The 13,396-nt window shown below is 30.8% G+C and carries 14 protein-coding genes; 13 read left to right on the top strand and 1 reads right to left on the bottom strand.

Annotated elements, in window-relative coordinates; genetic code table 11:
* The first annotated feature begins 21 nt into the window (after window positions 1–21).
* The 7 genes from AC061E_RS01515 (at window position 22) to AC061E_RS01545 (ending at window position 7,721) form a co-directional block, all read left to right on the top strand.
* Complete coding sequence (locus tag AC061E_RS01515; protein WP_478284686.1) at window positions 22–1,686, top strand: restriction endonuclease subunit S; 1,665 nt, start codon at window positions 22–24, stop codon at window positions 1,684–1,686.
* The gene (locus tag AC061E_RS01520; RefSeq protein WP_478284687.1) at window positions 1,683–3,284 is read left to right on the top strand and encodes an AAA family ATPase; all 1,602 of its coding nucleotides are present in this window, start codon (window positions 1,683–1,685) and stop codon (window positions 3,282–3,284) included. The genes AC061E_RS01515 and AC061E_RS01520 overlap by 4 nt, the downstream gene beginning before the upstream one ends.
* Window positions 3,284–4,249, top strand: a complete 966-nt coding sequence (locus AC061E_RS01525; RefSeq protein WP_478284688.1) for a hypothetical protein — start codon at window positions 3,284–3,286, stop codon at window positions 4,247–4,249. Before AC061E_RS01520 ends, AC061E_RS01525 begins: the two co-directional genes overlap by 1 nt.
* Window positions 4,250–4,251: 2 nt before the next feature.
* Window positions 4,252–5,715, top strand: a complete 1,464-nt coding sequence (locus AC061E_RS01530) for a type I restriction-modification system subunit M (protein ID WP_478284689.1) — start codon at window positions 4,252–4,254, stop codon at window positions 5,713–5,715.
* A 4-nt stretch (window positions 5,716–5,719) separates the two neighbouring features.
* A complete protein-coding gene (locus AC061E_RS01535) occupies window positions 5,720–6,562 on the top strand; it encodes a hypothetical protein (RefSeq protein WP_478284690.1) in 843 nt (280 codons plus the stop codon).
* Window positions 6,559–7,017 (top strand): hypothetical protein, encoded by a 459-nt coding sequence (locus tag AC061E_RS01540; RefSeq protein WP_478284691.1) that lies wholly within the window; start codon window positions 6,559–6,561, stop codon window positions 7,015–7,017. Before AC061E_RS01535 ends, AC061E_RS01540 begins: the two co-directional genes overlap by 4 nt.
* A 494-nt stretch (window positions 7,018–7,511) precedes the next feature.
* Window positions 7,512–7,721 (top strand): Fjoh_0651 family PID-CTERM protein, encoded by a 210-nt coding sequence (locus tag AC061E_RS01545; RefSeq protein WP_478284692.1) that lies wholly within the window; start codon window positions 7,512–7,514, stop codon window positions 7,719–7,721.
* Window positions 7,722–7,752: 31 nt separating this feature from the next.
* Here the strand turns inward: AC061E_RS01545 and AC061E_RS01550 are convergent, their stop codons facing one another.
* The gene (locus tag AC061E_RS01550; RefSeq protein WP_478284693.1) at window positions 7,753–8,340 is read right to left on the bottom strand and encodes a riboflavin synthase; all 588 of its coding nucleotides are present in this window, start codon (window positions 8,338–8,340) and stop codon (window positions 7,753–7,755) included.
* Between the two features lie 57 nt (window positions 8,341–8,397).
* On the opposite strand from AC061E_RS01550, the gene pdxA reads away from it, so the two are divergent.
* From pdxA to accC, 6 genes are all read left to right on the top strand, one after another.
* A complete protein-coding gene (gene pdxA, locus AC061E_RS01555; protein WP_478284694.1) occupies window positions 8,398–9,447 on the top strand; it encodes a 4-hydroxythreonine-4-phosphate dehydrogenase PdxA in 1,050 nt (349 codons plus the stop codon).
* A gap of 85 nt (window positions 9,448–9,532) precedes the next feature.
* A complete protein-coding gene (locus tag AC061E_RS01560) occupies window positions 9,533–10,075 on the top strand; it encodes a YceD family protein (protein ID WP_478284695.1) in 543 nt (180 codons plus the stop codon).
* Between the two features lie 9 nt (window positions 10,076–10,084).
* Window positions 10,085–10,279 carry a 50S ribosomal protein L32 gene (gene rpmF, locus AC061E_RS01565; RefSeq protein WP_007137315.1) on the top strand — a complete coding sequence of 65 codons (195 nt, stop codon included), beginning with the start codon at window positions 10,085–10,087 and terminating at the stop codon, window positions 10,277–10,279.
* 173 nt (window positions 10,280–10,452) lie between these two features.
* Window positions 10,453–11,451, top strand: a complete 999-nt coding sequence (locus AC061E_RS01570) for a beta-ketoacyl-ACP synthase III (RefSeq protein ID WP_230157967.1) — start codon at window positions 10,453–10,455, stop codon at window positions 11,449–11,451.
* Between the two features lie 23 nt (window positions 11,452–11,474).
* Window positions 11,475–11,954, top strand: a complete 480-nt coding sequence (accB, locus tag AC061E_RS01575) for an acetyl-CoA carboxylase biotin carboxyl carrier protein (RefSeq protein ID WP_478284696.1) — start codon at window positions 11,475–11,477, stop codon at window positions 11,952–11,954.
* A 94-nt stretch (window positions 11,955–12,048) separates the two neighbouring features.
* Entirely contained in the window at window positions 12,049–13,395 is a 1,347-nt protein-coding gene (gene accC / locus AC061E_RS01580; protein WP_478284697.1) for an acetyl-CoA carboxylase biotin carboxylase subunit, read from the top strand.
* The last annotated feature ends 1 nt before the right edge of the window (window position 13,396 follow it).

Genomic DNA, 13,396 nt, shown 5'->3' on the forward strand with positions numbered 1-13,396 from the left:
CTATAATTACTTAAAGACAAAGTGAATAACAAACTATCAAATATTCCAAGTGCATGGAAATGGGTTACTATAGGAGATATTGCTATTACAAGTAGTGGGGGTACTCCTAATAGACAAAATTCGAATTATTTTAAAGGAAATATTCCTTGGGTAAAATCAGGAGAATTAAATTATAATATAATAACAGAAACAGAGGAATATATAACCGAAGATGCAGTATCCTATTCTAGCGCTAAAATATTTCCAAAAGGTTCGTTGTTAATTGCTTTATATGGTAATACAGTAGGGAGAATGTCTTTTCTTGGTGTTAATGCATCAACTAATCAAGCAGTGGCATCAATAAATACGTTTTTAATAAACCCAAAGTATTTATATTATTACTTAATGTCTTCCAAAGTAGAATTATTGAATAAAAGAGAAGGAAGTGCTCAACCCAATATAAGTCAAAAGGTTTTAAATGAGTATCCTTTTCCAATATGTAGTATTGAAGAACAGAATGTTATTGTTAATAAAATTGAAGAATTATTTAGCGAATTAGATTCAATACTAAGTATTTTTAACGAATTATCTCACAAGTTAAAAGTTTATTGGTTTTCGGAATTAAATTCTTTTTTAAAAGGTAATAAAACAAAACGACTAAATACTGAATCGATTGAAATAGATTTAGCGAAAATTAAAGCATTAAGAATTGAACAAAAAATAAATTATAAAGGAGAATTAGATTCAGTCAATAAGCATATTGATTTTAAAATTCCTAATGAATGGAGTTTGGTTAAATTATCTGATGTGTTTATTAACCCCGCAAATTCAATATCAGATGGGCCATTTGGGTCTAATTTGAAATCTTCAGATTTTCAAAAGATAGGATTTCCTGTTTTAAAAATACAAAACATAGATAGAAATGAATTCATCAATAAAGAAATATCATTTATTACACAAGAGAAATTAGATGAGTTAAAAAAACATCACTTTAATAGTGGTGACATAATAATGACAAAATTAGGTAGCCCTCTTGGGAAAGCGTGTGTTGTTCCCAAAAACTTGCCATTAGGGGTCATAGTTGCAGATTTAATAAGAATCAAAAAAAGCGATTTTATAAATTCAAAATTCTTAATGTATTCTTTAAATTCTCCTTATGTAATTTCACAAATAGAAAAATTATCTAAAGGTACAACGAGGAAAAGGGTTACTTTAAGTGATGTTAGAAATTTGACATTAATTTTGCCAAATATAGATGAACAAGAAGATATAGCTATTAAGGTTGAAGAATTAGATGAGGAAATAAAGGGGTTAACTAATTTCATTAAAAGGACTGCTTTAGAAGTGGGAGCTTTAAAACAAAAAATATTGAGTGATGCTTTTTGTGGGAACTTAGTCTTTTATAAATTTAAAAGTAATTCTTTAGAAGAATATTTATTAAAAATAAAAAAAGAAAAAGAGAAATATCTTAGTTTACAGAAAGAGAAAATAAAACTTATTCCTAAAGTAAAAAAAATGAAAACAGATTTATTAGATATTGAAGATATTCTTAAAAGCAAAAATGAGCCAGTTACTTCATTTTTATTGTGGCAAGAATCTAAGTATAAAGACAATATTGAAGAATTCTATAAAAAACTTAAAGAATTAGATAGTAAAATTAAAGAGTTCAAGGAAGGCCATTTATCATACATTGAGTTAATACAATGAGAATAGACAAAGTACATATAATAACACAGTTTAAAAATCTCGAGGATTTTAAAATAGATTTAGATGAAACTTCAATGAAGACTGTTCTAATAGGATTAAACGCAACTGGAAAATCAAATTTTCTTGAGAGTTTACTTATTATTTTTGGAACTTTAGAGTTAGAACATCGAGATAAATCTGATTTGTCATTTAGTTATTGTATAAAATATAATTGTAAGAATAAAGATATTGAAATTGAATACAATCATATTTCTGACAACTATAATTTTAAAATATTTGATTTTCAAAAGGATGCAGAAGTACTGATAGAAAATAAGTATAGAAAGCGATTTTTTAGTAATAAAAAGGAATATTTACCAAAGCATGTTTTTATATATTATTCAGGGATTAGTAATAGGTTGGGAAAGTATTATGATAAATACATTAAGGATTATTATAAAAAAATAATCTCTAAAGAAGCCAAATATGAAGAATTTAATGAAATTCAACCAATATTCTTAGTTCAAAACACTCATGGTACTCTAGCGCTTTTGTCTTTTTTCTTGAAATCAGAAGAAGATAAAGAAACAATCGAGTTTTTAAATAAAGAATTAAATATACATGAAATTATTTCAACACTTTTTATTATAAAAAGCCCAGAATGGAGTAATACAAAAAAAGAAGATGATATTCTTTGGGGCGCAACTGGATTAGTAGAAAGATTTTTGAGAGATTTATTCATGTTTTCACTAGCTCCTATTTATGAAAAATCGAGAAGAACCGTAAGTTATAACAAAGAAGAGACCAATGAATTACTTTACCTTTTCATAAAAGATCAAAAAACTTTTGATGATTTTATATCTTTAAAAGATTTAACACGAAATCAACTCTTCAACGCCTTAATAAGTCCTGATTTATCAAATATGCTCTCAGGAGTAAAAGTAAATGTTAAGAAAAAAGATGTGAATGGTGAACTTTCAATGTCTGAATTTAGTGAGGGAGAACAACAACTTCTTACTGTATTAGGGCTTTTAAGGTTTACTAAAGACGAAGAATCTTTAATTTTGCTGGATGAGCCTGATACACATTTAAATCCTCAATGGAAATGGAAATATATAGATTTCCTAGATAAAGTTGTTGGTAATCCTGATTCAACTCAAATAATTTTTTGCACACATGACCCACTAGTTATTGGAGGACTTGATAAAAAAGAAGTTATTATTTTTAAAAAAGAGAATAATAAAACCATTTCTTTTCATCCAAAGATTAGTCCAAAAGAAATGAGTGTAGATAAAATTCTAACAAGTGAATTGTTTGGAATTCCTTCTATAATGAGTAAAGAATTGGAAGACACATTAAATGCTAAGCGTTATTTGCAAAGCAAAATAATGAATAAAACAATATCAGATGAAGAGAAAATAAAATTTTTAAAATTAGAGGAATACTTGAAAGATGTAAATTTTTATGACACATTTATTGACTCAAGATTTGAACAGTTTGTTAAATTAACAAGTGAGCATGAAGAGTTTAGTAATAGAACATATTCTGACGAAGAAATGATACAGTTAAATTCTATGGCTAAAGAAATTTTAAATGAAATTTTAAATTCAGAAGAATAATGCGACACATAGATATTTCAATAATAGTAGAGAAAGCAAAAAAAATTAAATGGACTGTTGCACTCAAAAATAAATACACTCATTTAAATTTTTTAGTGTACAAAGATAAAGACAAGGATTATATTAATTGGGATTCAATTGAACAATTTCATCTCAAAAACTTAGATATATTAAGTAGTGATGAAAGAAAAAAATATATTAATAATCATACTGATTGGAATATATTAATCCCAATTTTAATAAAAGAATATGGGAATAAATGTTGGTATTCCGAGTCGAATTTAGATAAAAGCGTCATTGATCACTTTAGACCAAAAAGTAAGGCAGTTAATTTTTGTTTAGATGAAAAGGATGCTAATCACAAAATTATAATCAAACAAAATGGTTATTGGAGATTAGCTTATAATTTGAAAAATTTTAGACTTTCCTCACATACGTCTAATATTAGATTTACTGATTTAGAATCAGCTGAAATAGATATGGGAGGAAAGTCTTGTTATTTCCCTTTAAAGTTCGAAAATGATAAATTTATTATAGCTGATGATAATGATGAAAATCCAGATATTTCAGAAAAAATATTATTACTAGACCCGATAAAATCGGCTGATTCAGGTTATATTACGTTCGACAAAAACGGTGATCCTATAGTATGTGGTTACAGAGAAGACCAACAAACAAAAGCAAAAATTTCAATAAATTTATACAATTTAGCAAATACAACAAATTTTGTGCAAGAAAGGCAAAAACATTGGATGTTTATAGAGAGTATAATTGTTGAAACTGAAAAATATGTTAATAATCGCCATAAAACTGAAGAAGAAAAACAAAGAGAGGAAGATAGATGTTTTCAAATTATTAGAAAAAGTATTGACAAAAAATCAAATTTTTCATCAGTTGCATTAGCTTGTTTTGAAACACATAAAATTAACCCAAAATTCCAATTTTTAAACTCATTTACACAATAGCAATGTCAACAAATAATTTAGTAGCAAAAATATGGTCTTTCTGTGATACACTTCGTGATGATGGTGTAAATTACACCGATTATCTTGAACAGATTACTTATTTGTTGTTTTTAAAAATGGCGGATGAATTTGCACAACCACCTTACAACAGAGACTTTAAGCTGCCACTACAATGCAATTGGCAATATTTATTGACTCATTTAGACAATAATTTAAACACTGTTTATATAGATGCTTTACATACACTTTCAAATTCTGAAGGTATGTTAGGTAATATATTTGATGGAGCACAAAATAAGATTCATGATCCATATAAATTAAAAAAACTGATTGAGTTATTAGATGAAGAAGAATGGGTTTCAGAGTCTAATGATGTCAAAGGAGATATTTATGAATCACTCTTGCAAAAAAGCGCAGAAAGTAGTGGTGCGGGTCAGTATTTCACGCCAAGAGCTATCATAAAGGCTATGGTTGAATGCATACAGCCTAAACCACAAGAGTCAATTTGGGATCCAAGTTGTGGTACAGGTGGTTTCTTTTTAGGTGCAATTGAATATCTAAACACAAATTATAAAAAAGAGTTAGAAAAGAAAAATATCAAAAAATTTTTCCAGTACGATACTTTCAGAGGTTGGGAGATTGTACCATCAACTGCACGTCTGTGCTTTATGAATCTTTTTTTGCATGGAGTTGGTGATTTGCAGAAAACTCCCGATATAAATATTGTTGATAGTTTACTTGAACCAGCAGAAGAAAAACCAAAAATTATCTTAGCGAATCCTCCATTCGGTAAAAGTAGTAGCTATACTATAACTAATGATGAAAAGTTAGGAAAACAAGAAGATTTTAAATTAAGAAAAGATTTTTGGACAACTACGGGTAATAAACAATTAGCATTTGTTCAGCATATTGTCAATATTTTAGAAGATAATGGAAGAACTGCAATAGTTTTGCCGGATAATGTTTTATTTGAAGGTGGTGCAGGAGAAGTTGTAAGAAAAGAACTTTTAGAGAGAACGAATCTGCATACAATCTTAAGACTTCCTACTGGAATTTTTTATGCTAATGGTGTGAAATGTAATGTTTTGTTTTTAGATAAGAAAAAATCAAAAAACAGAGAAGTTTGGCTCTATGATTATAGGACTAATGTTCATCATACACTTAAGAAACAGGTTTTGAAATATGAACATTTGATGCCTTTTGTTGAGTGTTATCATGCTAAAAATAAGAATAAGACAAGTGAAACATGGAACACAGAAAACCCTAAGGGACGATTTAGAAAATATACTTACGATGAAATCTTAGCCAGAGACAAGACTAATTTTGATATATTTTGGCTTAAAGATGATAGTTATATTGATTTTGATAGTTTACCTGAACCTGAAATATTAGCTCAAGAAATTTTCGATAATCTGGAAAGTGCAATTGAAAGTTTCAGAGAAGTAGTAAAAAGTTTAGCAAAGTAGTAAAATGACAACAACTAAAATAATTGCATTTGTAGATATTTTAGGTTTTTCTAAAATGATTGAGGACTATGATAATGGTAATCATCAAATATTAGAAAGTTTAATTAATGCAATGAATAATGCTGGTGGTTTTATAAAAGCTCTACCAAAAGAGAATAATGAGTTTGTTTTTAATTTTAGAGAATGCATCGAAGCTAGATTATTTTCTGATTGTTTATGTGTGTCCGTGCCCTTCGAGTATGGTAATGAACATAATATGTATAATTTTTATGATCAATTTTGGTTCTTTTATCAATATATAAGCGGTTATCAAATTCTTCTTTTGGAAAAAGGTATTTTTACTCGTGGAGCGATTACAGTAGGTTCTTATTATTCAGATGAAAATATAATTTTCTCTGGGGGATTAGTTGAAGCATATAATTTAGAATCGAAAGTAGCAAACTATCCAAGAGTAATAATAAGTAAAAAGCTTTTAGATGTTTTCAAAAATTCTGATTTACATAACAATTGGGATTATAGCAAAATATTGAATATTGACAATTCAGGAGAAATTTTTACAAATCCTTTTAATTACAGACTATCTACTTCAGAATTAGCAGATCAAATTTTGAAAGAAATGATGTCAAAAGGAGGAATAGAAGGACTTTTTAATGACTCATTTCAGGCACAGGATTTAGAAGATAAAAACATAAAACTACAGGAAGTTTTAACAATTTGCAAAAAGGAAATAAGTACTGATATTAGCGATAAAGTAAAAGAGAAATATAGTTGGATGATTGACTTTATAAGTTATGAATTAGGTGCGAGTAATTCAAGAGGATTTAACCAATTTAAAAATATTAAATGAAGCAAAAGACTATTATTCAATTATGGGGTGCACATGGTTGTGGTAAAACGGGAACAATAAAAATTTTAAGAGAAGAATTAATTACTCGTTATATTAATCCTTCTCATTCATATTCAATCCCACTACCCTTAGGAGAAATTTCAGATATCCTCTTGTGTAGCGGTCTTAAAGTTGGTATTGAAAGCATGGGAGATTATCTTTGGCGCTATAATCTTCACGATAGATTAAATGACTTTGTTTTAATACAAAACTACGATATTATTATTTGTGCCAGTAGAGTTTACAATGATGTTTCTGCGCATATTCGATATTTAGCAGATACACATGGTTATAGATTATTAAAAGTTACAAATTACAGAGGACAAGACCCTCCATTTGATAAAGATAGATTAAATCAGCAATCTGCTATTCATTTACTGGATGTAGTAGATCAAGTAATTTCAGGAGTCATCTAAATTGAAGCTTTATTTTTAATTTATACTAATATTTTATAAACTAGTAATAAAGAAAATTACTTTCTGCATCAAAAAATAATAACTTTTTCCAGATATAATAGCTACTATATCAAATGATGCTCAAACCCATGCACATCCATAGCATTGTATAGTAGTGTACTTTTATTTATCTTCGCGCTGGAAAGTTCATGGCATTGTATATAAGCGCTTGTAAATACATTAATTGAGATACAGGTGGGACCACTTTTAAAATCAAGCCTTTACAGAAATGTAGAGGCTTTTTTTGTTTTAAGGACTTGGTAAAGTAATTGGGAATATATTTAATTTATTTTAAAATCAGAATCTGAAATAAAATTCACGAACTATTTTGGATTACTATTTTGTGAGATAATGTTGTGCTTGTTGCAAAAAGGGAATAGTATTGATAAAAAAAACAAGTTAATGTAGTTTAATTTCTTTTTTGTGTCGTAACTTTTATATATTTTTGTATCAATATGAAGCGACTTTTAAATAAATATCACCTTTCATTTGTATTCTCATTGGCTTTTGTAATATTTGCAACTGCTCAGCCACCAATTTTACCGCCGCCAGGTGATCCACCTCCTGTATTTCCAATTGATAATTGTATTTTTATAGCGGTTATAATAGCAGCTTTTTTAGGATATTACATTACGGTACATCGTGTAAAAAAAGAAAACCTTTAGAAAATTACTAAAGGTTTTCTTTTTTAAGATCTTATTTCATAACGTTAAGCCGGGATACGTATTTGCCAATAACATCAAATTCTAAATTTACTTTTGTTCCTACTTTAAACGTGTTGAAATTTGTATTCTCATACGTGTACGGGATAATAGCAACGCTAAATCTATCTTTTTGTGAATCTACTACGGTTAAACTTACGCCGTTTACTGTTATCGATCCTTTTTCAATAGTGATATTGTTCAAATTACTGTTGTATTCAAACGTATATTTCCAGCTCCCGTTGGTTTCATTAGCAAGAATGCAAGTTCCTACTTGGTCAACATGTCCTTGTACAATATGTCCGTCAAGTCTGTCACCAAGTTTCATGGCGCGTTCCAGGTTTACAATATCGTTTCCATTCCAGTGAGATAGGTTGGTTTTTTGTAAAGTCTCATCTATAGCAGTCACTGTGTAGCGGTCATCTTGTATGGCTACTACTGTCAGGCATACGCCGTTATGTGCTACGCTTTGGTCTATTTTAAGTTCGTTTGTTATAGAGGAGCAGATGGTAATATGCACATTAGAATTCTCTTTTCTTATTTCTTGGATGGTGCCAAGTGTTTCTATGATTCCTGTAAACATTTCTTGTTTTATTTTACTAAATTTGCACTTCAAAATTAGCAATAAATAACGGTAGTCATGGTGAAAAATGCAGAAAATATAATTGTAGGGATTTCTATAGGAGATTTAAACGGTATTGGAAGCGAGGTGGTTTTGAAAACATTTGAGGATTCTCGGATGTTAGAAATGTGTACTCCGGTCATTTTTGCAAATGTAAAAATGTTGTCTTTTGTAAAAAAAACATTTCAATCAACTTCTTTATTGCATGGAATTGATAAATTAGACCAACTTGTGCATGGAAAAATCAATGTTTTAAATGTTTGGAAAGAAGGGGTTGAGTTGAATCTTGGTAAATCTGATGGAAAAGCAGGAGAGTATTCAGTAAAATCTTTTGTAGCGGCTACAAAGGCGCTTAAGGAAGGTGGAATTGATGTGTTAGTAACAGCTCCTATCAATAAAGCTAACATACAATCAGAAGAGTTTACATTTCCAGGGCATACAGATTATTTGAATCAGGAACTAGAGGGAAATGCATTGATGTTGATGGTTCAAGATAATTTGAGAGTAGGTTTACTTACAGATCATATTCCTTTGAGTGAAGTAGCGGCGCATTTAACTGAGGAGTTGATTGTTAGAAAGATTGAAACAATCAAGCAGTCTTTAATTCAAGATTTCAGTATAAACAAGCCTAAAATTGCAGTGTTGGGGTTGAATCCTCACTGTGGTGATGGCGGAGTAATAGGGAATGAGGAAAACTTAGTTTTGAATCCTGTTTTGAAAAAAATATTTGATAAAGGAACACTTGTTTTTGGGCCTTTTTCAGCAGATGGTTTTTTTGGAAGCAATCAATATGAGAAATACGATGCCATAATAGCAACTTATCATGATCAAGGATTAATACCTTTTAAAACATTATCTTTTGGCAAAGGAGTAAATTATACAGCAGGTTTAAATAAAATTAGAACTTCGCCAGATCACGGTACGGCTTATGAAATTGCGGGAAAAGGTGTTGCTGATTTCAATTCATTTAAAGAGGCGGTTTATTTAGCTATTGATGTGTTTCATTCAAGAAATCAATATGCCGAAATCAGTAAAAAACCGCTTCGAATAAAAGAAAAACAGTTGTGAACAAAAAAAAGTGAATAAGATTATTAGATTTGCAATAAATTTATATCTTTGCACTCCCGAAGTTTAGGGTCAAATTGTGGTTAAAATGAAGAACACGAAAGAATATTTGATACCTTTTATAGGTTTGAAGCTAGGGAAACATAATCTTGAATATCAAATTGATAATAAGTTCTTTGAAATCTTTGATTACAATGAATATCAAGATTCAAATATCAAAGTAAATGTAGTTTTAGATAAAAAAAGTACATTTCTAGAATTAAGTTTTAAACACAAAGGATACGTAAATGTTCCTTGTGACTTGACCAGTGAAGATTTTAACTTGGCTGTAAAAGGAAAAATGAAACTTATAGTTCGTTTTGGTGAAGAATTTAACAATGATAATGAGGAGTTATTAATACTTCCTCACGGAGAGTTTGAGATAGATATAGCGCAATATATTTATGAAATGATTGTGTTGTCGGTTCCTTTAAGACGGGTTCATCCTGGCGTAAAAGACGGTACTTTGCAAACAGAAGCTTTGCAAAAACTAAGTGAACTTGCTGTAAGCGAAGAGAAAGCAGAAATTAAAGAAGAAGAAAATATTGACCCGCGATGGGACAAATTAAAGCAACTATTAACGGATAAATAATATAGTAAAATGGCACATCCTAAGAGAAAAATCTCCAAAACAAGAAGAGATAAGAGAAGAACACATTATAAAGCTACTGTAGCACAAATTGCAACTTGTCCTATCACAGGAGAAGCACACTTATACCACAGAGCATACTGGCACGAAGGTAAAATGTATTACAGAGGGCAAGTTGTTATAGATAAATCTGTAGCTGTTGCTTAATACATTACGGTAAATGATATTCGAACTCTCACATCGTGAGAGTTTTTTTGTTGATTATAATTAGAGCTAATTATAAGGCAACACTTTCAGAAAAAAATGAAAATTTTTTTGTAATTTTCACGTCTTTTAAAAAATTTTCAAATGGAAACATTTGACTTGAAATAAATGCAACAATGAATACAATCACAGCCGCAATAACCGCTGTTGGTGCCTACGTACCTGATTTTGTGCTTTCGAACAAAGTATTAGAAACAATGGTTGATACCAATGACGAATGGATTACTTCACGTACAGGAATTAAAGAAAGAAGAATACTTAAGGATACCGATAAAGGAACCTCTTTTTTAGCTATAAAAGCTGCTCAAGATTTAATAGCAAAAGCTAATATTGATCCTCTTGAAATTGATATGGTGATATTAGCATCAGCTACACCAGATATGCCTGTAGCCTCAACTGGAGTTTTTGTAGCCACGCAAATAGGTGCTACTAATGCTTTTGCTTATGATTTGCAAGCTGCTTGCTCTAGTTTTTTATACGGTATGTCTACTGCATCTGCTTACATAGCCTCAGGAAAATATAAAAAAGTACTGTTAATAGGTGCAGATAAAATGTCTTCTATTGTAGATTATACAGATAGAGCTACTTGTATCATTTTTGGTGATGGTGCTGGAGCGGTACTTTTTGAACCTAATTACGAAGGATTAGGGTTGCAAGATGAGTATTTGCGTAGCGATGGAGTAGGTAGAGATTTCTTAAAGATAGATGCTGGTGGGTCTATAACCCCTACATCATTTGAAACAGTTAGAGATAAAAAACACAGTATTGTGCAGGATGGTAAAACTGTTTTTAAATATGCAGTAACTAATATGGCCGATGCTAGTGAATTGATACTAAAAAGAAATAATTTGACCAATACTGATGTTGATTGGTTGGTTCCTCATCAAGCAAATAAACGTATTATTGACGCTACAGCAAGCAGAATGGAGCTTGAAGACTCTAAAGTACTTGTGAATATTGAGAAATATGGAAATACCACTTCGGCTACGCTACCGTTAGTTTTGTATGATTTTGAGCACTTGTTAAAAAAAGGAGATAACATAATTTTAGCAGCATTTGGTGGTGGATTCACTTGGGGATCTATCTATTTGAAATGGGCCTACGACAAAAAATAAATTTAAACTAAAAACAAATAATCATGGATTTAAAAGAAATTCAAAATCTAATCAAGTTTGTAGCAAATTCAGGTGTTGCAGAAGTTAAATTAGAAATGGATGATGTGAAAATTACCATTAGAACCACTTTAGAAGGAAATGTAACTGAGACTACATACGTGCAACAAATGCCAGCTCAGGCTGCAATTCCTCAGGCAGTAGCGCCTCAGCAAATTACTCCAGTTGCAGCAACTCCAGAAGCTCCAGCTGCAGAAAACGCGCATTATATTACTATTAAGTCACCAATTATTGGAACTTTTTATAGAAAACCATCACCAGACAAACCAATGTTTGTTGAAGTAGGTAAATCAATTGGAAAAGGTGATGTTTTATGTGTAATTGAAGCCATGAAATTATTTAACGAAATTGAGTCTGAAGTTTCAGGTAAGATCGTTAAAATATTGGTAGACGATATGTCGCCAGTTGAGTTTGATCAACCGTTATTTTTAGTTGATCCATCATAAAGAAATTTTAAATTATAAAATTATTTTTGATATCGAATATTTCGAAAATCAATAGGACTTAGATTTAAAATTTACATTTAAAATTTCAAATAAGATGTTTAAAAAAATATTAATTGCAAATAGAGGTGAGATTGCGTTGCGCGTTATTAGAACGTGTAAAGAAATGGGCATAAAAACAGTTGCAGTATACTCTACTGCTGATGCTGATAGTTTGCACGTGAAATTTGCTGACGAAGCGGTTTGCATAGGACCTCCTCCAAGTAATTTATCTTACTTAAAAATGTCAAATATTATTGCAGCTGCTGAAATTACAAACGCAGATGCAATTCATCCAGGGTATGGTTTTTTATCTGAAAATTCAAAATTTTCAAAGATATGCCAAGAACACGGAATCAAATTCATTGGGGCTTCTCCAGAAATGATTGATCGAATGGGAGATAAGGCCTCTGCTAAATCAACTATGATTGAAGCAGGTGTTCCATGTGTTCCAGGTTCTGTTGGGATTTTAGAATCGTATGAGCAAGCATTAGGGTTAGCAAGAGAATTCGGATTTCCAGTAATGCTAAAAGCAACTGCCGGTGGTGGTGGAAAAGGAATGCGTGCTGTTTGGAAAGAAGAAGATTTATTGAAAGCATGGGAAAGTGCTCGTCAAGAGTCGGCTGCAGCTTTTGGTAATGACGGAATGTATCTTGAAAAATTAATCGAGGAACCACGTCACATCGAAATTCAAGTTGTGGGTGATGCTTACGGTAAAGCCTGTCACTTATCTGAAAGAGATTGTTCTGTACAAAGACGTCATCAAAAACTTACTGAAGAAACTCCTTCGCCTTTCATGACTGACGAATTGCGTCAAGATATGGGTGCAGCAGCAGTAAAAGCTGCTGAGTTTATCAAGTATGAAGGTGCTGGAACAGTAGAATTCTTAGTAGATAAGCACCGTAACTTCTACTTTATGGAAATGAATACGCGTATTCAAGTAGAACATCCTATTACTGAACAAGTAATTGACTATGACTTGATACGAGAGCAAATCCTTGTTGCTGCAGGTGTGCCTATTTCTGGTAAAAACTATTTACCACAATTACACGCTATTGAGTGTCGTATTAATGCAGAAGATCCTTATAATGATTTTCGCCCTTCACCAGGAAAAATTACTACGTTGCACATGCCAGGCGGACATGGTGTACGCTTAGATACACACGTGTATTCTGGTTATACAATTCCTCCAAATTACGATTCTATGATTGCAAAGCTGATTACTACTGCTCAATCTCGTGAAGAAGCAATTAGTAAAATGAGAAGAGCATTAGATGAATTCGTAATTGAAGGTATAAAAACTACCATTCCATTCCACAGACAATTGATGGATGATCCACGCTACATTGCGGGAGATTATACTACTGCTTTTATGGATACTTTTAAAATGAACGATCCTGAATAAG

Source organism: Flavobacterium sp. GNP011 (assembly GCF_056428925.1).

What these genes read in the sequence shown, in the direction of transcription:
- AC061E_RS01520 (WP_478284687.1), top strand. Translation starts at nt 1,683, where the DNA reads ATGAGAATAGACAAAGTACATATAATAACACAGTTTAAAAATCTCGAG.
- AC061E_RS01525 (WP_478284688.1), top strand. Translation starts at nt 3,284, where the DNA reads ATGCGACACATAGATATTTCAATAATAGTAGAGAAAGCAAAAAAAATT.
- AC061E_RS01530 (WP_478284689.1), top strand. Translation starts at nt 4,252, where the DNA reads ATGTCAACAAATAATTTAGTAGCAAAAATATGGTCTTTCTGTGATACA.
- AC061E_RS01535 (WP_478284690.1), top strand. Translation starts at nt 5,720, where the DNA reads ATGACAACAACTAAAATAATTGCATTTGTAGATATTTTAGGTTTTTCT.
- AC061E_RS01540 (WP_478284691.1), top strand. Translation starts at nt 6,559, where the DNA reads ATGAAGCAAAAGACTATTATTCAATTATGGGGTGCACATGGTTGTGGT.
- AC061E_RS01545 (WP_478284692.1), top strand. Translation starts at nt 7,512, where the DNA reads ATGAAGCGACTTTTAAATAAATATCACCTTTCATTTGTATTCTCATTG.
- AC061E_RS01550 (WP_478284693.1), bottom strand. Translation starts at nt 8,340, where the DNA reads ATGTTTACAGGAATCATAGAAACACTTGGCACCATCCAAGAAATAAGA.
- pdxA (WP_478284694.1), top strand. Translation starts at nt 8,398, where the DNA reads ATGGTGAAAAATGCAGAAAATATAATTGTAGGGATTTCTATAGGAGAT.
- AC061E_RS01560 (WP_478284695.1), top strand. Translation starts at nt 9,533, where the DNA reads ATGAAGAACACGAAAGAATATTTGATACCTTTTATAGGTTTGAAGCTA.
- rpmF (WP_007137315.1), top strand. Translation starts at nt 10,085, where the DNA reads ATGGCACATCCTAAGAGAAAAATCTCCAAAACAAGAAGAGATAAGAGA.
- AC061E_RS01570 (WP_230157967.1), top strand. Translation starts at nt 10,453, where the DNA reads ATGAATACAATCACAGCCGCAATAACCGCTGTTGGTGCCTACGTACCT.
- accB (WP_478284696.1), top strand. Translation starts at nt 11,475, where the DNA reads ATGGATTTAAAAGAAATTCAAAATCTAATCAAGTTTGTAGCAAATTCA.
- accC (WP_478284697.1), top strand. Translation starts at nt 12,049, where the DNA reads ATGTTTAAAAAAATATTAATTGCAAATAGAGGTGAGATTGCGTTGCGC.